The 22,403-nt window shown below is 60.1% G+C and carries 16 protein-coding genes and 1 pseudogene; 4 read left to right on the top strand and 13 right to left on the bottom strand.

Features of this window, described 5'->3' with window-relative positions; genetic code table 11:
* Window positions 1–126 precede the first annotated feature (126 nt).
* The 6 genes from V1286_RS37880 to V1286_RS37855 all read right to left on the bottom strand — a co-directional run bounded on the left by V1286_RS37880 (window position 127) and on the right by V1286_RS37855 (window position 5,365).
* Entirely contained in the window at window positions 127–846 is a 720-nt protein-coding gene (locus V1286_RS37880; protein WP_334489092.1) for a hypothetical protein, read from the bottom strand.
* On the bottom strand, window positions 843–2,219 hold the full coding sequence (locus V1286_RS37875; RefSeq protein WP_334489089.1) for an ABC transporter permease: 1,377 nt from the start codon (window positions 2,217–2,219) through the stop codon (window positions 843–845). Before V1286_RS37875 ends, V1286_RS37880 begins: the two co-directional genes overlap by 4 nt.
* On the bottom strand, window positions 2,206–2,946 hold the full coding sequence (locus tag V1286_RS37870) for an ABC transporter ATP-binding protein (RefSeq protein WP_334489087.1): 741 nt from the start codon (window positions 2,944–2,946) through the stop codon (window positions 2,206–2,208). The genes V1286_RS37875 and V1286_RS37870 overlap by 14 nt, the downstream gene beginning before the upstream one ends.
* Before the next feature lie 10 nt (window positions 2,947–2,956).
* Complete coding sequence (locus tag V1286_RS37865) at window positions 2,957–3,193, bottom strand: PepSY domain-containing protein (RefSeq protein ID WP_334489085.1); 237 nt, start codon at window positions 3,191–3,193, stop codon at window positions 2,957–2,959.
* A gap of 78 nt (window positions 3,194–3,271) precedes the next feature.
* On the bottom strand, window positions 3,272–4,108 hold the full coding sequence (locus V1286_RS37860; RefSeq protein WP_417021303.1) for a DUF1259 domain-containing protein: 837 nt from the start codon (window positions 4,106–4,108) through the stop codon (window positions 3,272–3,274).
* A gap of 792 nt (window positions 4,109–4,900) precedes the next feature.
* Complete coding sequence (locus V1286_RS37855; protein WP_334489079.1) at window positions 4,901–5,365, bottom strand: MaoC/PaaZ C-terminal domain-containing protein; 465 nt, start codon at window positions 5,363–5,365, stop codon at window positions 4,901–4,903.
* A 334-nt stretch (window positions 5,366–5,699) separates the two neighbouring features.
* Between V1286_RS37855 and V1286_RS37850 the strand changes: the two genes are divergently transcribed.
* Complete coding sequence (locus V1286_RS37850) at window positions 5,700–7,658, top strand: adenylate/guanylate cyclase domain-containing protein (RefSeq protein ID WP_334489076.1); 1,959 nt, start codon at window positions 5,700–5,702, stop codon at window positions 7,656–7,658.
* A gap of 372 nt (window positions 7,659–8,030) precedes the next feature.
* Window positions 8,031–8,483 carry a hypothetical protein gene (locus tag V1286_RS37845; protein WP_334489073.1) on the top strand — a complete coding sequence of 151 codons (453 nt, stop codon included), beginning with the start codon at window positions 8,031–8,033 and terminating at the stop codon, window positions 8,481–8,483.
* 92 nt (window positions 8,484–8,575) lie between these two features.
* Here V1286_RS37845 and V1286_RS37840 read toward each other — a convergent pair whose 3' ends face one another.
* From V1286_RS37840 to V1286_RS37825, 4 genes are all read right to left on the bottom strand, one after another.
* Window positions 8,576–8,809 (bottom strand): transporter, encoded by a 234-nt coding sequence (locus tag V1286_RS37840; RefSeq protein ID WP_334489071.1) that lies wholly within the window; start codon window positions 8,807–8,809, stop codon window positions 8,576–8,578.
* On the bottom strand, window positions 8,772–11,300 hold the full coding sequence (locus V1286_RS37835) for an alkaline phosphatase family protein (protein WP_334489068.1): 2,529 nt from the start codon (window positions 11,298–11,300) through the stop codon (window positions 8,772–8,774). The genes V1286_RS37840 and V1286_RS37835 overlap by 38 nt, the downstream gene beginning before the upstream one ends.
* A gap of 845 nt (window positions 11,301–12,145) precedes the next feature.
* Window positions 12,146–13,177 (bottom strand): IS110 family RNA-guided transposase, encoded by a 1,032-nt coding sequence (locus tag V1286_RS37830; RefSeq protein WP_334489066.1) that lies wholly within the window; start codon window positions 13,175–13,177, stop codon window positions 12,146–12,148.
* Between the two features lie 247 nt (window positions 13,178–13,424).
* On the bottom strand, window positions 13,425–13,889 hold the full coding sequence (locus tag V1286_RS37825) for a cupin domain-containing protein (RefSeq protein WP_334485667.1): 465 nt from the start codon (window positions 13,887–13,889) through the stop codon (window positions 13,425–13,427).
* 469 nt (window positions 13,890–14,358) lie between these two features.
* Between V1286_RS37825 and V1286_RS37820 the strand changes: the two genes are divergently transcribed.
* Window positions 14,359–15,207, top strand: a complete 849-nt coding sequence (locus tag V1286_RS37820) for an SDR family NAD(P)-dependent oxidoreductase (protein ID WP_334489064.1) — start codon at window positions 14,359–14,361, stop codon at window positions 15,205–15,207.
* Between the two features lie 227 nt (window positions 15,208–15,434).
* On the opposite strand, the gene V1286_RS37815 is transcribed toward V1286_RS37820, so the two are convergent.
* The 3 genes and pseudogenes from V1286_RS37815 to V1286_RS37810 all read right to left on the bottom strand — a co-directional run bounded on the left by V1286_RS37815 (window position 15,435) and on the right by V1286_RS37810 (window position 19,948).
* Window positions 15,435–18,617 carry an ATP-binding protein gene (locus V1286_RS37815; protein WP_334489062.1) on the bottom strand — a complete coding sequence of 1,061 codons (3,183 nt, stop codon included), beginning with the start codon at window positions 18,615–18,617 and terminating at the stop codon, window positions 15,435–15,437.
* A 60-nt stretch (window positions 18,618–18,677) separates the two neighbouring features.
* Window positions 18,678–18,803: pseudogene (locus V1286_RS39095) on the bottom strand (double zinc ribbon domain-containing protein); the annotation flags it as partial.
* 752 nt (window positions 18,804–19,555) lie between these two features.
* A complete protein-coding gene (locus V1286_RS37810) occupies window positions 19,556–19,948 on the bottom strand; it encodes a hypothetical protein (protein WP_334489059.1) in 393 nt (130 codons plus the stop codon).
* A gap of 823 nt (window positions 19,949–20,771) precedes the next feature.
* Between V1286_RS37810 and V1286_RS37805 the strand changes: the two genes are divergently transcribed.
* The gene (locus V1286_RS37805) at window positions 20,772–22,226 is read left to right on the top strand and encodes an IS1182 family transposase (protein WP_334489056.1); all 1,455 of its coding nucleotides are present in this window, start codon (window positions 20,772–20,774) and stop codon (window positions 22,224–22,226) included.
* Window positions 22,227–22,403: the final 177 nt, after the last annotated feature.

Here is a 22,403-nt window from a genome sequence, read left to right as displayed (position 1 = left end):
CCCGAGACAACGCGCGCCTTAGCTGCGCCGGCCATATCCAACCGCGAACAAGCGATTGCCTGCCATTACCACTTGCGGTTCATCGCAGTTCGCCTTTTCTCGGCACGCTGCTCGTCCAGCCTATTTTCAGTCGACCCTAATCGTGTAGTCGCTGAAATACATGTGGCTGTCGGCCTTGGACCACAGGCCGATGCGACCTGACACGGGCTGCGACAGCGTATCTTCAAGATAGAGCTTGCCGTCCAGATAGCCTTCGACCTTGGAGCCGCTGACCCGGACCTTGAGCTCATGCCATTGCTTGGTCGCGGTCGGCGTATTGCGTACCCATTTGACTGAGGAGCGCTTACCTTTTTCGAACTTCCACAGCACGAGGTTGTTTTCGAGGCAGTTGGCGCGAATGGTCAGGTAGTCGCCATTCGGCTTGAGATTGAACAGGATTCCAGCGCCCTGATCGATTCGGCCCGACAATCCCTCAAAGCGCATCGTAATCTCGCCGCCTGTGAAATTTTCGACGTTCGGCACGACGGCGTAGGGAAAGTAGGCGTAGGCCTGAACGCGGTCGAGAAACTCCGCGTAGCGTTCGCCATAGAGGGCGCGCGCTTTGTCGGCAATACCCGCCGATGACTGCCCTTCCTTCCATTGCCGCCCGTCAACTGTGAGCACCTTTTTTCCGCTGTCGTTCTCAATCCGCCAGATGCCCACGACCGGCACGAATGACTTTGGTTCGCCCCCGACGGTTTCGCCGGAAAAATCGATGGTCGTTGGCTGCGCGGCGAGTCCTGGCAGAGCCAGTGCCGCGAGACCGATTGCCGAAACAACACAAGCAATTATGTTTCTGTTATTCATGACGTGCCTCCTTCATACGCGAGAGAGTTGGAAGGTGGGCGGCGGATCCACCACCAGCAAAGAACAATCAGAAGCGGCAGTCCGCCGAAAAACCAGAAAAGCGCGGCATCAGTGCCGGCGACCAGCGGATAGCCGGGATATTCGCCGCCGGGTGTTGGCGCCGGCGACGAAACACCCGCGAGCGCGTAGAGCAGCGGCAAAATCTCGCGAGGACTGGTTGACCGGCTGATGTCGGATCGATTGCCATAAACGTATTCGACCTCGCCATAGGACTCGTCGCTGCTCCCGCCCGAGAAACCTTGCCGCCGGCCCGCGAGAGTGGCCGATACGTTTGGCATTGTGCGCTCCAGTTTTGCCAAGACGTTGCGTTGCAGGTCGGCATAGCGGGGGTCCTCGGGCGCGAGATGCACGGTCACGAGCAACGGGAGCCGGAGCGTCGCGAGCAGCTTCTGATCAGCTAACGGAAAGGAATTTCGCCTGTCCTCGGTGACGTCGAACGTCAGCCTCACCTGGGCCGCAGCACCGAGCATCAGCGCTACGATCAACACCCACGGCAGCGAGCGACGTAGTTTTTCGAGTGGTGGAACACCGGGCGGCAACCAAACCGTAGTCAACGCAATGAGACCAAAGATCACGAAAGCAGCTCCCAGCACGTGGCCACCCGAGAGCAGCCCCTGCTCGAACGGGCGCAACGTCTGGGTCAGCGACAGCTGCGCGATCCATGACAATGGTCCGGGGTTGCCGGCGACGGCGAAATCCAGGACCCATGACCCGATCGTGACGGCAAGCGCGATAATCGCCGCGGTAGACGCACTATCCGTGATCGACGCCGAGAACAGCGCGAGCGCGCCGACCAGCAGGCCATAGACCAGATGGCCAAATAGAAGGTTTGCCGTCTCCACCGCCGCCACATGCCCACCCAGGATGCGCCACAAGATAAGGGCGGAAAGCGCCGGGATACTCGCAAGACTCCATGCGCCAAACACGGCGGCGAGCTTGGCGGAGACGAGCGTCGATGGACGATATGGCAACTGCACAAGCAGGCGAAGCGCGCCGGTTTCCTTCTCCTGGCCAAGTGCGCGGATGGCGACGAACGGAAACAGTAACGTTACCGCTACATAGAACGAGCCGAGCGTAGGCACCAGAATGCCGTCCAGCGGAGATAGGCTGTTTGCCATGACTGGAGATTGCAGGGCCGCCGTGCTTGCTTCGCCGTAAAGCGAAACAGCTTGAAAAAAGCTGTAGCCAATCAGCGGGCACAGCAGCAGTAACATCGTCCACAGCGCCCGACCACTGGTGATTTCCCGCAGCTCCTTTGCGAGCAGCGGCCACAGCGGCGCGGCGCGCAAACCATATGTCTTAGGTGAGCGCAAGAAAAATGTCCTCCAGCGAGCCGGCAGGCAGCGACGCTCGTGTGCGCAATTCGTCCAGTGTGCCTGAAGCGCGAACCCGGCCACCGGCGAGCAGAATCAGGCGGTCACAGACACGCTCTGCATCGACCAGCTGATGAACGGCGAGAATGAATGTCCGGCCGTGAGCGGCTTGGTTGCGGAGCACGTCGACGATCTCGCGCGTTTGCCGCAGATCGAAGCCGTCGAATGGCTCATCCATCAGCAAGACAGAATGTGGCGTCAGCAGAGCCAGCGCCAGCAACAGTCGACGGTTGTACCCTTTCGACAGCGCATGCACGCGCTTGCGAAGAACGGGCCTCAGCCCCACTGACGTGACCGTGTCTGCAGTTTCTGCCTTCGATCGCCGGTAGACACCGGCAAAAAACGACACGACCTGGAAGGTCGCCTCGTCGCGATAGGGACGCACGCCATCCGGCAGATAAAAGAGTGCGTTGCGACGTTCCGATGCAGGCAGCGGCTCGCCATGCCATAAAACGTCTCCGGCTTCAGCGGGAAGAAGGCCGACGAGCGTTTCCAGCAGCGTGGTCTTGCCGGCACCATTCGGTCCGATAATGCCGACAACCTCACCCGCGCTCGCAGAAAAAGTTACGCCATCAATGGCACGCTCCTCGCCGTACCATTTCGTCAGATCGATGACGCGCAATGGCGGGACAGAGTTCTCGCCGGATGGCAACTCTGCGGAGAGCATGGAATGGCTCCTAGCGCCGCTCCTGGACTTTGCCGCTGCTATCGACGACGAGTGACACGTCCTTGCCGTCTTTCGTCGCCTTGACGGAAGTGCCTTCAGCGGTGGATTTGATGTCGCGGATTTGCGAATAACCTGCCGATTGCAGCTTGGCCACCAGCTCCTCTTGGGTCAGGGCATGAGCGGGCGAGAAGGCGCCAGCCATCATAAGACAGCAAAGGACTGCTTGAGAGAAGGCTCGTGCTGACATGGTCTCTACTCCTTCTTGATTGCGAAGAGAACTCCGTGGCGCGCGCGACCAGCATCCGAGCGACAGCAAAGCGGGCGCTTAGTTCAACGCGACCGCAGCCTTGTCGAGCGCCGCGCGCAAACCCTTCGCCAGCTTCACTGCATCGTCGTTGGCCCAGAAATGGCAGAAGAACAGCCTCGGCTGCTCGTCCAGCATGTGGCTGTGCAGCGCGGTTACCTCTATCCCATTACTCCGCAATGCCCTGATCACGGGGTTCACCTCGTCGGCCGTCAGGACGAAGTCACCGGTAGTCGCCGCCTTGCCAGCGCCTGTGGGCTGGAAACCGATGGCCTCGGCTACTCCCATGGGACCGACCGGAGCGAGCTGCATGCCGCCCTCGCTAATTGGATCGCGCCGCGGCACCGCGAACTGATAGACGCCGCCATTGTTCTGGCCCTTGGCGCCGATGATCTGGTCGAGCTGCGCCGTGTCGAGATCAATCGGTGGTGGCGCTCCGCCCGCAGGTGCGGTGAGCGGAGTTTTGCTGGCGGAAAGCGCATCGCGGATCACCGCTGCCATTTTGACGGGGTCGCCGTGACCTCCGACATGCATGTAGAAAGTCGCCGGGCTGGCGCGTAGCACATGATTGTGCACGGCCGTGATCTCCAGGCCGCCTTCGATCAGCTTGAGCATGACCGGATTGATTTCCGTTTCCAATAGGACGAGATCGCCCATCGCCATCGCGCCGCCATGGGCCGGCTTGAATGCGACCCAGCCGCCCAACGCAAGCGCCGGTTTGATCACAACGCTGTCAAGCGTGACCGAGAGATCGGTGCGCGGGAAGCCGTAACGATGCACATCGCCGCTCACCGCGGCTTTTCTGCCAAGGGTCTCATCGACCTTTTGCCAATCGATCTCCTGCGATCTCGCGGCCATGTTCAGGGACGCCGCAAGGATCGAAACCACAAACAAGAGCGCCAGACGCATGATCACTCTCCTTCTTCCGGCTGATTGCGCGTGAGGCCGTCCACTATCCCGGCACTCAGCCCCAGGAGTCCGAGCGCTATTGCGAAGCCTTCCCTCACCCGCGCAGCATCGCCGTAGTAGGCGGTGGTCGAGCCGACTCGGCTGCCGGCAGGGCGCTGTACCTCGGACTCGCCAGTGGGCGAGCCGCAGCTTCCAGATCGGGATGTCTGATTGTTCTGTTCGTCCATGCGCAACCCTCTCGACAAATCGAGTGTTTGCGCAGAGCTTGGACGATCAACGTCTAAAGGGGAGTCTGCATATCCCCGCCGAAATTATTACCGCGGATCGTATCTTGCAGGCAATTGGAAGCGAGTGCATCGGCAGGAACCCTCCGTCACAAGGGCGTGTGCGAAGAACTCATCGCGCCGAGGAACCCGCCAACCGTTCGGGATTGTCCAGACAAACGGGATCAGCAACAAATGTCTGGTAGGGGTCAAACTGAGAAATACTCGAAACGAGCAGATATTTTCCGCTCTCCCGCCGATAACAGACATCCTCGGCGACCGTTTGGCTAGGCTGAGTTCAGGCGGAAGGAAGTGTTTTCATTCCAGATCCAACATGACGAGCACCCTGCCCGCGCCTGAGCAGGCTGACAAGGTTTTACGATCTCCTTGGCGGTTGGAAACTGGATAGTTTTCTAGTCATTCGTTATCGACCACGAGATCCTGCGTATGAACGGCCGCTTTGCGCCAACACCGGACATTACCGAGGAGACGCATTCGCGTCCGGCCTCCGCGCAACGAAAATGGTGGAAATGCATTCCAGGACCGTCTCGCGCTTTTGATTGCGCAGCAGGTTTTGGTTGCGGACTATTCCCCAATCAGGTTTCGATTTCGAGGCGCGCAGCTCCAGAATCGTCATTTCGAGATTGAGCGCGTCACCCGGGCGTACCGGGTTCGTCAGCTTCAACTCATCCCAACCCAATCCCATCAGGACCTGGAAGTGCGGTTGAAGCTGACCCGAGAGCAGGATGTAGATCGCAAACGTATGCGACCCCGATGCCGTCAATCCGCCAAAGACCGATTGTGCCGCGAGTTCCTCGTCGATGTGGCGGGGTATCGGATCATATTGTTTGGCGAAACGGATAATCTCTTCCTTGGAGAGCGAATAGGGGCCCGCCGCGCTGCGGATTCCGATTTGCAGTTCTTCAAAATAAAGGTTGGTCATCGATGCCTCCGTCGATGAAGCGAGAGGCAATGCGACCTCCCGCTCGCCGGTTCAACGGGCGACATCGTAACGGCTAAAATTGGCCCCGGTTAGTGGCAATCGCTGGTTTGACCCCATGTCCGAGTTGGGTCTTGGTTGTGTAAAAACGTCCTAGCGGAAGCATAGACGCGTTCGCGAGCTTGGCGACGTGGCGGGGGCGCAGTCACACAGCCAGGGTCATGACCGGACATCCCCGCGATCAGACCTTTGGCGGTGCGGCTCACCGGGGAGACCTACCGGCTGTGCCATCCACAGGCCCGCAATTAGGTGTATAAGGAGGCTGGAGGTCAGCGCCATGGTTGCGTCGGGGCAGGACCGCATCGAACGTCGGCTTGCTGCCATACTGGCAGCCGATGTGGCTGGCTACAGCCGGCTGACCGGCGTGGACGAAGAGGGCACGCACGTCCAGCTTCAGGCCCATCTGCGCGCTCTTGTCGATCCTAAGGTTGCCGAACACCGTGGCCGGGTCGTCAAGAACACTGGGGACGGAATGCTCGCAGAGTTTAGCAGCGTGGTGGATGCAGTGCGCTGCGCGGTTGATGTCCAGTGCGGGATGGCCGAGCGCAATGCCGGGGTGCCGGACGAGAAGCGCATCGAGTTCCGCATGGGCATCAATGTCGGCGACATAATCATCGATCGAGGTGACATTTTCGGCGACGGCGTGAATGTGGCGGCACGTCTGGAGGGATTGGCGAAGCCAGGTGGCATTTGTATCTCCGATGACGCGCACCGGCAGGTTCGGGGCAAGTTCGATGTCACTTTCGAGGATGCAGGCGAACGGCAACTCAAGAACATCGCACGGCCAGTGCGGGTCTTCCGAGTCGCTCTCGATGATGCGCGGCCCGCCAAGCTCTCACAGCCGCGCAATGCGGCGCCGCCTGTACTTCGCGCCAGGTGGAGCACACGCGTCAGGGCGATCGGAGCCGCAGTTGTACTGATCGCCAGCGCTGTCGGCGCGGCACTGTACCTCCACCTCGGCCGCGCGCCCGTACAGTTGCCAGACCAGCTGGCAAAGCCCACTGAGCGCTTCTCCATCGTCGTCCTGCCCTTTGCCAACCTATCCGGCGATGCGAGCCAAGACTATCTGGCAGACGTCATCAGCGACGAACTGAGCACCGGGTTCTCGCGTTTTCGGAACAGCTTCGTCATCTCCCGGTCAACCGCTTTCACTTACAAGGGCAAGCCAGTCAATGTTCGGCAGATCGGCAAGGATCTCGGCGTGCGCTATGCGCTAGAAGGCAGCGTACAGCCGAGTGGTGACCGGCTGCGTGTGAATGCCCAACTCATAGATACCGAGAACGACGCGCATCTCTGGGCTGATCGGTTTGATGAGAACCGCTCCGACCTCTTGCAGATGCAAGATGCTATTGTAACGCGCATCGCGTTTGCGATCGGTATCAAATTGACTGAAGAGAGAGCCAAGCAGGCACAAACTCGCACGGCCAATCCCAATGCGGACGATCTTGCTTGGCGCTGCTCCGCTGCGGTTAATCGAGCGGTTTGGACGCCGGAACGCGATTCGGCCTTTCGCCTCTGTGAGCAAGCGTTGGAGATCGACCCTGAGAATGTTCGCGCGCTGTCCCATTTGACATTCAAGTTCACCCAGCGCGTTGCCTTTTTTGATGCACCCGATCGTCAAGCTGATCTTCGTCGTGCTGACGAACTTGCGTCCTTGGCGGTAAAGATCGACCCGGGTTATCACATAGCTCACGCCGCAAAAGGCGATGCTCTATTGTTGGCGGGGCGGCCTCGGGAGGCGATCGATTCATATGAGCGCGCCCTGATTTTAGCCCCAAACAGCATTCTGGTTGGATTGCCCTTGGCCTACACTAATATCGCTCAGCCGGAACAGGCCATCGCCTATGCCGACAGGGCGATGCGGATCAGCCCACACCACCCCGGGCTCGTCGGACCAATGTTTCATTTCGCCAAGGCGCGCGCCTTCGGTATGTTAGAGGACTACGAGCAGGCGCTTGTATCTATTGAGCGGGCTGAAGCTGCTGCTCCCGAGTTTCTGGTTTTGGGATTGGTGCGGTCTGTGCTGCTTGCCTTGGCAGGCAAGGAGGACGAGGCACGCGCATCAATGCAGCGCTACTTGGCGAACGACAATGCCCCTATTCGGACCATGTCTCAATGGCGTGCCCGATGGGCTCACGCATCGTGGCCGTCCTATAATCCGCGTATCCTTGCGCGTCTTGTTATATGGGGGAAGAAATTCGACGATGGCCTCCGAACAGCCGGACTGCCGGAGTGATCAAGCGGTTGCCCGCGCCGACGAGGTGATCGCAACAGCAGCTCGCTGCATGTCTCTTATGGGTCAATCGCGTCGATTGGCGATGTCAGAGTTACTTCCGCTTTTCCCCCGATAGCCGACCTTCGTCAGATGGATCGGCAAGTCCGAAAAGTGCCAATAGGCCGACTTGACGTAGCGGCAATGCACGGCCCGTAAAATTGACCCCAAATCAGGACAACCCTGCATTATTGGGTAATCAATTGGCAAACTTCGGCCATTAAAAACGCTTGCCCTTCGTAGCGCGACCTCGAAGTGTCGGTACTACGCGACACAACGAGCGCGCCAGTTCATGGGATCGGTCTTATCTTGAGGGAACGAACGAAAATCCGTCGCGTGACAATCATCGTCATTGCCTCGGCTTTGACTTTAGCTATTGGCTTCATTGTGTACCGAAATGTTGTTGGCTTTTGCAACTCGCAGGGAAGGTATCTCGACGATGCGGAAATGATCCGCCAAGCAATCCTTTACAGTCTACAAAAGCCTCCTCACGAACGCGTACCATCCCCAGATGTCATCCAATACCGCTCGGTCGCAGAGTTCATGGACCGAAACCGTGACTGTTGCATCATTCATCGCCATGACCGGGGTGAGTTTGAAAACGTCTTGGCAGATCGATGGGTACGCATATTCGGGTGGTACGTTCTCGTTGTAGATCTTTGGTATCAATACAAGGAAGCCGCACCGGATAACTTTTACGAAGCGTCCATCGCGATGAACTCGTGTGGACGGTTCGTGGAACGGCATGTTTCGCTGAACTCGCGTCCTAGGGTGCCAATAGAGAAGTAGATGACGATAGGTCCGCCTTGGGTCATTTTCGGAAGTTGGCCCTCGTGACAGGAGTGTCCGTGCGAGCTTCATGAGCAGACATCCTCGGGCCATCACAGCAGGTCCGAAAAGTGCCATAAGCGGTCATTCTGAAGTCGGCTAAACGACACGCCGGCGATGCGCGAGCGGAAGCCATCGAGTGCGGGAGGAGCTCCGAAGTCGTCGATCACTTGCTGCAGATAATAGCCGACCACGCCGAGCTTAAGCTTATTGTCGAAGAAGTGAGAAGCGTTGCGATCGTGCTCGTGGTCAAGCGTGGACGAGGCCCGCCTCGACCCGCTTCGCATCCACCAGCCGCTTCACTTCCTCCAGGTATGCGAACGCATCGGCGTGGGTCCTGATCAGCTTAACACGGGCACGTATGACGGCATGTTGTTCGGGGGGAGTGACCTCGAGGTGTTGGACGAGCGCGGAGTTGAGCGTTGAGGCTGCTACGCCCTCAAGATCCTTGGAGATGAGCGCGGTAGGATGGGGGGGAGCGTTTCTCGGTGCCGGTGCTGGGGCGCCAATTATGGCAGCGTTTGGCAGCCTCATCGGCGCGTCGGTTCGGGCCACGCTCCCGGCGAGGTGATCCACACCGCCAGTGATGCCATCTCGCCCCCCAAGCGACGGGAGCGCAAACACCCGGCGGAGAGTCGCGGGGATCGCGGTGTGATCATACACTCTATGGTCGATCAAGTTGCGAGGGATGAGCGGAGACACGACCACCGCCGGAACCCGCGGTCCTAGCTGATCGAAAGTAAAACCGCGTTCGCGTCCACGCTCTCCTGTTCCTTGGGCCGAGGGTGGAATGACATGGTCGTAGAAGCCACCATGTTCGTCCCAGGTGATGATCAGAAGACTTTTCTCCCACACGGGCGAGCTACGAACAGCCTCGTAAACCGCTTTGATGAGGCGCTCGCCTGCAGCAACGCTACCGCTGCCATGGGGGTGCTGCGAGTTGCCGCCCCGGAAACCGAATATGGCGTCGTAGTCCGGCTCAATGTGGACATAGCCAGCATCAAAAGATGGATCGTTTACATCTTCCGCAAAGTCTTCGAAATCCTTAATGTCATAGACCACGCTGACGCCATCGAGCCAGGCAGCTGTCGGAAAACTGTCCCCCCCATAGATGCGGTACTTCACGCCAGCCTGCTTGAGAAGTCCGAACACGGTCCCGCGTGGGAACTTTAATCCGCCGTCTGGGATCACCACCTGTGAAGGACGTTCGAAATCTCCCATATTGCAGTCGAAGTCACCGGACGTCTCGGCATACATAAACATTCTGTTGGGCTCGGTCGGCCCTGGCAGCGACGAGAACCAACGGTCGCAGACCACGAACTCCCGCGCCAGCGCGTTCAACACCGGCAACTGGTCCGGAGTGAAGCACTTCATCACGTTCCCGGCCCCCTCAGGGCCCACCCGTGGACCGTCGAATAGAGGCAAGAATTCTTCTTTTCGCTTCGCGTACGACGACGCGTAGCCGGAGCAGTTGATCGGGGGGTATTCACGGGCGATTGCGCTCGTCAGGTCGCCGTGGCGCCAGCCCCCAGAGTCCGACCACGACAGTTCATGGATGTGGTTGCCGCTTCCGCGATAGACCACATGCTGGGTGCCACCGAGCACGTATCCCGCTGGATCGCCTGCGGCATTTGGAGCGCCGGTTGCGCTGGTCAGGTCGCCGCGGCCCCAGCCCTGATCCCACCAGAGTTCATGGATGTGGTTGTCGCTCCCGCGATAGACCACATGCTGGGTGCCACCGAGCACGTATCCCGCTGGATCGCCTGCGGCATTTGGAGCGCCGGTTGCGCTGGTCAGGTCGCCGCGGCCCCAGCCCTGATCCCACCAGAGTTCATGGATGTGGTTGTCGCTCCCGCGATAGACCACATGCTGGGTGCCACCGAGCACGTATCCCGCTGGATCGCCTGCGGCATTTGGAGCGCCGGTTGCGCTGGTCAGGTCGCCGCGGCCCCAGCCCTGATCCCACCAGAGTTCATGGATGTGGTTGTCGCTCCCGCGATAGACCACATGCTGGGTGCCACCGAGCACGTATCCCGCTGGATCGCCTGCGGCATTTGGAGCGCCGGTTGCGCTGGTCAGGTCGCCGCGGCCCCAGCCCTCAGAGACCGACCACGACAGTTCATGGATGTGGTTGTCGCTCCCGCGATAGACCACATGCTGGGTGCCACCGAGCACGTATCCCGCTGGATCGCCTGCGGCATTTGGAGCGCCGGTTGCGCTGGTCAGGTCGCCGCGGCCCCAGCCCTCAGAGTCCGACCACCACAGTTCATGGATGTGGTTGTCGTTCCCGCGATAGACCACATGCTGGGTACCGCCGAGCACGTATCCCGCTGGATCGCCTGCGGCATTTGGAGCGCCGGTTGCGCTGGTCAGACCGCCGTGGCGCCAGCCCTCAGAGTCCGACCACCACAGTTCATGGATGTGGTTGTCGTTCCCGCGATAGACCACATGCTGGGTGTCATCGAGCACGTATCCCGCTGGATCGCCTACGGCATTTGGAGCACCCCAAATCGGGTACCTAACGCCTTCACCGCACAGCTGCTCGAGGACGTGGCCGAAGTCGTGACCTGGACCGGGATTTATGCGGTCGGCCGCGCCCCCGGTGACAGGGTACGCGCGGCCCTTGAAGCTGTTCGATTCGGTGCTATTCAGCCCGTTGATGGTTGCTGGTTGCCCAGTCTCGGCATCGGTCCCAGTGATGCCAGAGAACCCCAGCATGTGGTCGAAGGACCGATTTTCCATCATCAACACAAAGACGTGTTTGATAGGCGTGGGCATGGCTATGTCCCACTTGTAGGCTTCGGTAAACCCTAATCAGTATTATAACGCAAACACACCAGCTCGCCAAGCGGCTCGCACGCAAAGCTTCGTGAGCGGCAACGGCAGCGGGCTAGGTACTCCCTGCGGCTCTAGGCGCCTCTGCTGTGCGTTCTTCCAGCAGATCAAGCGCTAAGGCGATTGGATGGCCATTGCGACCTAGCTCGTCAACAATCTCGACTTGCCGCGCGATATGTCGGTCGATCAGTGCGACGTGGCGCTCTGCCTGAGCGAGATGTTCCCGGATGATGTGCAGGTCCATAGCGGGAACGCTATGCCTCGCGGATGATGGAACTGTTCAGCCACAAACCTCACCTGAAAGAATCCCGCTTGATGGAACGTCGGGCGAAGGTGGGCGTGCTTGTTGCGCACGCGCCTCAAGCTCTTCAGCGGACCGATGAGGCGCTATCGGAGGCCACATGACGGTACATGCACGGCCCATGCTCCACATACCTGTCGCCGTCACTCTGGGGTCCGCAAGTGTTGCACGACAGGTGATGTTGCGCGTCGGCAGATGTCTCATATGGGTCATGTGTGGACGACGCCCGCGTTGCAAGAAGAATCTGACGTTCGGCTTGCGGTCGGGTACAAGTCATGTGTCCGGCCTGTTTGCGCGGCACCATGACCGCTGGCCCTGATGTAGTCCGCGGATCGGGTCCCAATCATTCGCACGGGCTTTGACGCCCATGACCCAGAAGCGGGTTGTCCCAATCGACGGCTCGACCGTTTCGCATCACGCCATCATCACCCTCGCAATTCGGTTGTCTTGCTCCGCCGTCGCCTCAGGCTCCCATTGCCAAGCCTCTTCAGGCGGCTGCAGCAAGCTCCGGCGCTCGATAGTATCCTCCCTTGGCCATGATCGCCCAAGCGATGCGCGCCATCTTGTTGGCAACGGCAACGGCGACGAGCTTGGCCGGCTTCTTGGCCAGCAGCCTGATGATCCAGGGGTGCTTTTGCGGCTGCTGCCGGGCGTGTCGAACAACGGCTGTTGCACCGATGACGAGCAACCGTCGGAGATAGCGATCTCCCTGCTTGGAGATGCCGCCGAGCCGCTCCTTGCCCCCCGTCGAGTGCTGCCGCGGAACAAGTCCGATCCATGCTGCAAAATCCCGACCGGATTTGAAGTCACTCGGGTCTGTGACAGTGGAAGCGATGGCCGTGGCCCCGATCACGCCTATCCCGGGCACGGTCTCGAGGCGACAGCTCATATCATTGGCACGATGATGGGCGTGAATGGCGCGATCCAGGGTCCCGATCTGCAATTCCAGAGCAGCGAGTTGATCGACAAGGGCCTGCAATGCCTGTTTCATCGCAGATGGAAGAGCTTCGCGATTACTCTCGTCCGTGATGATCGCGGCAAGCTGCGCGAGACCTTCGCGTCCCGTCGCCGCAACGAGGCCGAACTCGGCAAGATGGGCTCGGAGCGCATTGATCAGCTGCGTGCGCTGACGGATTAAAAGATCCCGCGTTCGATGCAACATCAGCAAGGCTTGCTGATCGGCCGACTTGATCGGCACGAACCGCATCGATGGGCGTGTCACGGCCTCACAGATGGCGGCTGCGTCGGCAGCATCGTTTTTCGACCGTTTGACATAGCCCTTCACGTAGCTCGGCGGCATCAGGCGCACGGTGTGACCGAGCTTGGAGACTTCACGCGCCCAATGATGAGCGGTTCCGCAGGCTTCCATGCCGACCAGGCAAGGGGGAATCTTGCTAAAGAAGTCGATGACCTGCTTGCGCCGCAACTGACGAGTGATGACGACCTTGCCCGCACTATCCACGCCGTGCACTTGGAACACGTTCTTGGCGAGATCAACGCCGATGGTGCTAACCTGCATGTGGACGACCCCCCTCCGGTGATTCGTTGTTGAACAATCACCCTTTGGCACATTCGATGCCGGGAGCGGGCGTCGTCCACCACATCATTCGCGTCGGTTTTGCCGCGTACCGATGACTTCTGGTCTACCCCTATAAACAGACATCGTTATTGTACGCCGGGATGTCTCACATGCGCCATTACGTGCTGTCAGTCGGGCCAGAAAAAGCCCGGCCGTTAAGCCAGGCTCTCCCGTTGGCGTGTTTATTTCACTGCGTCTTCTTGCGCGGGTCGTCAGCCGGGTTGATGTAGTCGATGCCTGCTGGCCCGAGATACTGAATTTGGATGATCGCCTCCTCGTTCCCTGTCCAAGCGTAATGTGGGTGGTTCGCCGGGTGCGTATACAACGAACCCGCCTTCAACATCTCGCTTTTCTTTTCTAACTTTTCACCCTCGCCGGTCCCGAAGGTACCGCTGATCACGGTGGCAACCTCGACAAAGGGATGAGTGTGTGGCGGAATTTGATAGTTAGGTGGAAACTTAACGCGTTGGACGACCATCTCAGCTTTTGCCGGATCGCCCAGAATGGTCGTGAATTGCGCACCCTTCGGTAGGGTCGGGCTGTCCTTCCAAGTCAGCGCATCGGGCTTCACCACGATCCCCATCATGGCACCTTGCGCCAATGCCGAACTCGCCAACGCGATCAAGCCGACCAAGATAAGAAGCTTTTTCATGGAAGTCCTCCCTGGCATGGTTGACTAAAAGCCCTGCGCGCCGCGATCGACACGCGTTCCAACGACGCGCCAAAGGTTCGTAACATTAGGGCAGTCAATGAGCGGCGGCCATATAAAATTGAGCGTGCGAGTGACCTCGAGCGCCCAGCCGCCTATGTCGGGCCCGGTTCCCAAACCATTTGGGGGAGCGCCCTTGCGGGCCTTAGTGGATTGTAGGGCATCGCCTCGGCGCTCGATTGACGGAAGGCGCAGAGGACCGCTTAGGGTCAATTGCGTCGTTTGACCTCTGCCTGCCATTTCCGGCCTACCTCGAACAACGGACATCAACAGACCGGTCTCGTTGGTCCGGTTCGTGCCACGAACGGATATCCGGCACGCTTTCCAATCGCTCGAAAACGCGGTCATATGGCGTCCGAGGACACTTGGCGTTTGGGGGCGAGGGTGTCCGCTTGCACGGGGGAGAATGCGCATGAAGGAACTCGCTGGAAAGACTGTGTTCGTGACCGGTGCAGCGTCAGGCATTGGACTGGGGATCGCGACCGCCTTCGCCCAAGCGGGAGCGAAAGTCATGCTTTGCGACATTGAAGAAGCGGCTCTGTCCGCAGCGCTCAAGCAACTGAGGCTCACCAACGTCGATGTCGACGGCGTGAAGGCGGACGTTTCACTCAAAGCCGAACTCGTGGCGGCCGCCGAAGCCACGACTGCCCGCTACGGCAAGGTGCATATCCTCGTCAACAACGCGGGCGTCGGCGGCGGTGGGCCTTATGGCACCTGGACCGAGGCGTCGTGGGACTGGACCTTGGGCGTCAACCTGATGGCGACCATTTGGGGGATCGAGATTTTCGGGCCGTTGATCGAGCAGCATGGCGAGGGTGGACACATCGTCTCCACAGCCTCGATCGCTGGCCTCATTTCGGGGCAGAGCAATGCATACAACGTTTCCAAGTATGGTGTTGTCGCGCTGTCAGAGGGCCTGCGGCGTGAACTCGCGCCCCGCGGGATTGGCGTATCGGTGCTGTGTCCAGGGTTCATCCGCACTCAAATCATGAACTCAAGACGCAATCTCCCTATGCGCTTCGAGGGGGAGGTCCGTGCCTTGCCGACTTCGGGCCCACTTGCCGAGCAGATCAATATGATCCGGGAACGCGTCTCTCAGGGCATAGATCCGATCTATGCCGGTGAACTCGTCCGCGAAGGCGTCGAAAAGGACTGGCCATATATCTTCACCGATCTCGAATTTGAGCCGATGATCGAAGCGCGCTTCGCCGCAATCAAGCAAGGCTTTGACAACATCCGCGGGCGCAACCCGAAACGTTGAGCGCGCCGCCCTTCCACCAGCCTTAGCGGCTAAAACGAATATTCGGATAGGGCTGAAACCGGCTTCAAAACCGTTGCGCAGTGGACGGCCAATGTCTCAGTTGGGTCAGACTCGGAAGTCGGCCTCTGCAGGAAGCAGGTCCGCTCTTCCGCAAAAAGAGGACATCCAATGTGCTTCAAGGCAGTCGGAATTCGGGCTGGCAATGACGATCAGCCGGGCTTCGACTTCTATGCGCTTAGTTCGTCGAGTAAGGCTCCCGCATTTTTCAAGTCGGGTGTATCGAAGCCCTCGGTGAACCAGCCATAGACCTGCGCGAGGAGACCGCGTGCTTCATCGCGCTTGTCCTGGTCGCACCAGAGCCGGGCGAGGCTTATGGCGGAGCGGAGTTCCCAAAGCTTCGCCTCCTGCTGCCGCGCGATCGCGATGGCATGGCGAAAGTTGGCCTCCGCCTCGGCCTCGGCGTTTTGGCGGGTGGTCCGCAGCAGTTGGCCTCGACGGCATCGCAGTTCCGCCTCGAACCATCGCACGCCCGATTTCTCGGTCAGAGACAACGCCTCAATTAGTCGGCCGAGCCCGTCTTCGGGCGCTCCCGTCTTCACGTGCGCCGTGGCAAGCTGCGCGAGGTAGAACGGAAGTGTCCACGCCGCGCCGGATGCTTGGAATCTCTCGATCCCGAGCCGCAGCAGATCGGTCCCGGCGTCGGATTCCCCGGCCTCGACCATGGTCCAGCCGCGATACGCGGTTCCCATCGCGAGAAAGAAGGCAAAGCCCTGCTCGGTAGTAAGCGCGATGAGCTCATCCGCGAGCAGGCGCACAGTCCGTGGATCGTCGAGCACGAAATACAGCCGGCAGGCGACGCTTAACGCGAATGCGAGGCTGATGGGGTGCGACAGCTCGCGCGCCTCTGCCAGGGCTTCCCTGCTCTGCGCCCGGGCCTGATCGAAGAAACCTAGAAGCCCAAGCGTCAGCGATAGGAAGGAGAGCGTCGCCACGCGGGCATTCTCGGCGAACAGAAGCGTCAGAGATCGATGCTGCGTGGGGTCGTAAAGTGCGAGCCCCTGCTCGAGATGTGCGCGCGCCAAACGCAACTCTCCGCGATGCAGCCAGCTATCGCCGACCGCCCGATGACCGGCGACTAAGGCGGCCCTGTCGTTTTGTCGTCCGGCCAACTCGAGCAGTTCTTCGGCGGCGCGATGCGATAGTTTCGTCTCGGCGCGCACGTGGTGATGAACGAATTCGCCCCACAACGTCTTGAGCAGATTTGGCGTGTCGTTCAGCAACTCGCAGAGACGACGCGCCCGCGCGTAGGACTTTCCGGTCTCTTCGGCCGCATGGCCCTTCGCGGCGATCAGCGCGCCGCCGATTGCGAGCTGAAGCTGGAGTTCGGTGCGCTGGCTCTCGGCGGTGTCCGGTAGATGGGACAACAGATCGAGCGCCTTTCGCATTTGTCTGATCGCTTCTGCCGTGGCTGAGCGCGCTTTGGAACGTTCGCCGGCCTCCTGCCAATAGGAAACCGCCTTCTCGATCAGACCGGCATTTCCAAAATGATGCGCGAGGATCTCGGGTTGCGCTTCGGCCGTTGTCGCGAGCTTCTCCTCCAGCGCGCCAGCGATTCGGGCGTGCAGCTCACGACGCTGGCCGCGCAGCAGCGTGCCGTATGCCGCGTCCTGCACCAACGCGTGTTTAAAGAGGAAACTGGCCTCGGGTGGTTCGCCGCGCCGAAACACCAACCCGGTATCTATCAGGCGGTCTAACGCTGATCGCAGCTCGTTCTCGCTCCGCCGCGCGGCGGCGGCGAGCAGATCGTAGGAGAACTCCCGGCCGATGGCCGCGCCGACTTGTGCGACCTCCTTGGCGACCTTGCCGATATGGTCGAGCCTCGCCATCAGCGAAGCGTGCAAGGTGGGCGGGACCGCGAGCCCCGGGAGCGGCGCAGTGGAGATGGCGCGCTCGACCCCGGCAGCACCCGCTTCGAGCACAGCCTTGGTCAGTTCCTCGACGAACAGCGGCACCCCGTCCGTTCGCTCGGCGATCTCAGTGACGAGCTCGGGCGGCAGTCCCCGGTCGCCAGTCATGCTCCGGATCAGCGCGGCGCCCGCCGTATGATCAAGACGGTTCAGAACCAACGTGCTGACATGCGATTTTCCGGTCCATCCGGACTGAAACTCGGGACGGAAAGTGATCAGTGACAGCACCGGCAGTGCCGTCTCCCGATCGATGGTCCGGTCCAGCAATTCGCGCGAGCTCGGATCGATCCATTGCGCGTCCTCGAAGACCATCATGATTGGATGTCGCCGGGCCAGACCCCCAAGCTGCCGAAACAGGGCATCGAAGGTCTTCTCTTTCTTTCGCTGTGGCGTAAGGGCAATCGGCGGAAATCGCTTGCCGGTCGGGATCGATAGCAGCTCGGCGAGGATTGCGATGTCCTCGTCGGGCGGCAATGCCGGGGATAGCACCGCTTGCAGCTTGTCGAGCCTGTGCTCCGGCGTGTCGTCACGCTCGAAATCGACGGTGCGCTGCAGCTGAGCAATGAAGGGATACAGCGCGCTGTCCTGATGATGCGGCGAGCAGAAATAACGCAAGCGGGTGTGTGGCTCGCCCGCAATGCGCTCCTGGAGAGCCGCGACGAGGCGCGATTTGCCAATCCCCGGCTCCCCCACCAGCAACACTACCTGGCCAGTGCCCGTCCTGGCACGCTGCCAATGCTGCACCAGCAGTTCGAGCTCCTCCTCGCGCCCAACCAACGGCGTGAGCGCTGCCGCGTGGAATGCCTCGAAGCGGCTTTCCGCCTTTCCCTCGCGCAGCACCCGCCAGGCGCGCACCGGCGCTGCGAAGCCCTTCAGCGGCACCACGCCGAGATCCTCGTAATCAAAGAGCCCGCCGATGAGCCGCCGCGTGTCCTCGGCGATTACCACGCCGTCGGGCTCGGCGAGCGCTTGCAGTCGGGCGGCCAGGTTCGGCGTTTCGCCGAGCACGGCCTGCGGCTCGGCGGCCTCACTGCCGATGAGGTCCCCCACGATAACGAGACCAGTCGCGAGCCCGAGGCGAACTCGCAGCTCAATATCCGGTGGGGCGCCCGGCGCGTGCCGGGCTGCGGCAATCTCAAGCGCGGCGCGCACCGCGCTCTCGGGATCGTCCTCGCGCGCTGATGGATGACCGAACAGGATCAACATACCATCGCCGATGTAGCGGCTGATGGTGCCACCGTACTTGCGAACGATGGCCGCCACGCCATCGCGGTATTCGGCGATGACCTCCCGGAGATCTTCCGGGTCGAGCTTTGTCGCAAGCGCCGTCGAACCGACGAGATCGCAGAACATCACCGTGAGTTGGCGGCGCTCGGCGGAAGAGCCTGGCGCGGATGAGAAAGTAGGGGGCTCCGTGGCCCGCACCACGGTGGACGTCGACACTCGGGCCGCTGCCGATACTCGCGCAGCTCCCGTCGGCATGAGCGCTGCGCCGCAGTCGCCACAGTACTTTTTACCCAACGGGTTGTCGGCTCCGCACGCATGGCAGCGCAACAATAGCGGAGCACCGCAGTCGCCGCAGACCTTGTTATCCGCTGGGTTGACTCTGCCGCAGCTCGGGCAATCCATGTCGCACCCGATCCAATTGCTGATCTACATGAGCTCTCATCGGTTTTCCCTCTAAGAGTGAACCTTCAGAGCGCGACATTGCTCCTTGGCTCCAGCAATTCCGGGCTAATGCAATTGGGAAGCTTCCTGGCTGTGGCATTTGCCATTTCGAACGCAGCTGCGCCTCGTGCGATGAACCGTTTGTTCATGGCAAGCTCCCTAGAAAACAGGGATATTCGCACCACGACTTCCAGCATTAATCTTAGTCCAATCCGCTCGCAACACATGTGCGCCGTTTCACATCTATCGGTTTGTCCGCTCCTGGCAGCCTTAGGCTTCAACTTGCACCGGCTCCAACCGAGCATCGTGCCGTTCAAGTGAGCACATGGAACAGCGCGCGGTATGGTCAAGGCATGAACGTCCAGAGGACCGGACGCCGATAAACGGGCGGCCGGCAGACAAACGGGACATCTCAGACAGTCAGTAATTCAATTGACGTCGGCCATGAATGATAAGACATGGCGAGCCAAATCCCTTGCGTGCAGGCGGGAGAGGCCAGCGCGCATCGATGTCCAATCTACCGCTGACAGTCGACGTGACAATGGTCTAAGCGCTCAGGGCCTAGAGCGGAAATCAATTGGCGGGTGTGCTTAGACCAATTCGTCGCCGGTGATCCCCCGGGGATAAAAATCAGCAGAAGAAAAGCCCGGCTTTTTTTGGGCTGGGCTCTCGTTAAGTGTTGGTGCACCCGGTTCTAGGGGGCATCGAGGTTCTTATTTGATTTCCCACGTCGTGTTATGCGGGATGTCCATCGCGAAATAGCCGCCGGGGCCAGCTGGCGCAGGCATGCTTATGCAGGCAAATGGCTCACTCCCGGTGATCCCCTTATACTTCCCGGTACCGCCAGTGATGATATGGGTGCCACAATCCATTTTCGGCTGCGACTTATCGAGGTCGCGGGTATCGAAGGTCAAGAAGATCTTGTCACCGTCGCTGTCGGCCAGCACGCAGGCGCCGTCAATGTATTTCTTGTCGCCGGACGAAACGTTCAGCGCTGCGCAATGAGCCGACATCTTGTCCAGCGTCTTCTCTCCCTTCATGTTTTGGGTCGTCCCGACCGCCTCCAGCGCGGTGGCCGTACCGAGACCAGCGATGTCAATGCTCATCAACGGCTTAAAAATGAAGTGTGTCACGTAGGGCGTAGTCCCTTTCTTTTCAATCGGCTGCCCCGTGACAACCGCGGGGGCAAACGCTACGAGTACCCCTGCGAACAGCGTTGGTTTCGCAAGTGTCATCGCTGCGGCGGGATGCCGCGCTTATGCTGAAGTTGATGGGCCTCATTGATTCCTCCTTGGATCAAGCGCCGGCTCACGCCTATGCCGCGAGCTGCCGCGGAGTTGGAGACGACGTGCTTGCACGTAGGACGCGTATCATTGTCGTTGCTGCTATCGAATTTCCCGCAGGCGCTGAACGCCAACGCGATCCGCTCTAACGACGCTTCGCCGCAGACGGACGAAGTATGTGGGAGATTGTGGCTCCGATCGCCGGTTCATGACGTTCTCTCGTAGAACCGGAGTCAGACAGGGCTGATGAACGGTTTACACACCTGCAAGAAGGCATAACCCGCACGATCCGAGCGAGCGGCATGATAGCATCAAGTGCGACCGACGTCAGCCATCATGTCGTCTGGAAAGTGCAGCGTGTATCGTCAGTTGCCTTGACCTATCTCCATGCGGAATCTGACGGCAACGCTTGAAATTACGGTTGAGACAGGTGCGATCTCAGTCTTGCGTCCGCGGGCATTAGTTGCCGCGGGTGGTCTGTCCGCCTCGGGGTCACAAGCGGAGATCGAAGGATCGCTGATGCGAAGTCCGGACTGCCCTCAATACCGGACCAGCCGCAGCCGACGAAGTTGGTCAGCTTCGGGTCCAGGCTGTGTGAAAACCCCGTCGATGCTATGATTCTCTTGCTGAATCGACGGGGGAAGTGATGCGGGGTTTCGTTCAAGGGGCGGATCGCCAGCAGACGACGCTGTTGCCGGAATGCCTCGATGATTGGGTCGACGAGAGCAATTCTATTCGCGCGGTCGATGTGTTCGTGGATGCGTTGGAACTGCGCGACCTCGGGTTCGATGGCGTTGATCCTGCGGCGACCGGCCGGCCGGCGTACCATCCTTCGCCGATGCTCAAGCTCTACATTTACGGCTATCTCAACCGGGTGCAATCGAGCCGGCGGCTGGAGCGCGAGGCTCGCCGCAATCTCGAGGTGATGTGGCTGACCGGACGGCTCGCGCCGGATCACAAAACCATCGCCGACTTCCGCAAGGACAATGGCGCAGCGATCAAGAAGGTTTGCGCGCAATTCGTCGAGTTGTGCCGCAAGATGGGCCTGCTGACGAAGGCCAGCGTTGCCATCGACGGCAGCAAGTTCAAGGCCGTGAACAGTCGCGACAACAACTTCACGCAAGGCAAGATCCAGCGCCGCCAGAAGCAGATCGAAGAGAGCGTGGCGCGCTACATGAGTCAACTGGATACCGCCGACCGTCAGACTGCCGCAGGAGAAGAGCCGTCGGAAACGGTGCTGCTGACCAAGACGCGGCTTAGGGAAAAGCTGGCGAAGCTCGAAGAAGAAGTGAAACGGCTGGCCGCGATTGAAAAGGCATTGCTCGCCTCGCCCGACAAGCAGATATCGCTGACCGATCCCGATTGCCGCTCGATGGCAACGAGTGGGCGCGGCTCCGGCATGGTCGCCTACAACGTACAAAGTGCGGTCGACACCACGAACCATCTGATTGTCGCGCACGAGGTCACCAACGTCGGCACCGATAGATCGCAACTGGCGGCGATGGCGCAGGCAGCGAAAGCCGCGCTGCGCAGCGATCATTTGGACGTCGTTGCGGATCGGGGCTACTTTAAAGGTGAGGAACTTCTGGCATGCGAACAGGCCGGGGTCGCGGTCACGCTACCCAAGCCGCAAACCTCGGGAGCCAAGTCGGCAGGCCGCTTTGGGAAACCTGATTTTGTCTATTTGGCCAAGGACGATGTCTATCGCTGCCCGGCCGGCGAGAAGCTGGCGCACCACTTCACCGCTGATGAAGATGGCCAGAAAATGCGGATTTACTTGACGAAGGCGTGCCGCACATGCCCGTTCAAGGATCAGTGCACAACGTCCAACGAGCGCCGCATCAAACGCTGGGAACACGAACACGTCGTCGAGGCCGCGCAGATGCGGCTCGATCAGAACCCGCAAGCCATGCGTGTGCGCCGCGAAACCGTCGAGCATCCGTTCGCCACACTGAAGATGCGGATGGGGGCGACACACTTTCTAATGAAGCGGTTGCCCAATGTCGCGACCGAAATGGCGCTGAACGTACTCGCCTACAACCTCACGCGCGTAATGAACATCGTCGGCATCAAGCCGCTCCTGGCGGCAATCCGGGCGTGAAGAACTCGTGCTGTTATACGCATCGTGTGACCGTTCAGGCCGCTCAGCGTATCCCGAGGTTGCGCCCGGGTTGACTCCAGACCCGATACAGCAAAATACGCTCAGACCGTCGTGTCGACGCGGATCGTCCCCGGTTGCGTGCAGTTTTTTGGGGGCGGAAAAACGTTTTCACACAGC

The sequence above is a fragment of the Bradyrhizobium algeriense genome (assembly GCF_036924595.1).
Lineage (GTDB): Bacteria > Pseudomonadota > Alphaproteobacteria > Rhizobiales > Xanthobacteraceae > Bradyrhizobium > Bradyrhizobium algeriense.
This window is presented reverse-complemented; position numbering and strand designations above follow the sequence as displayed.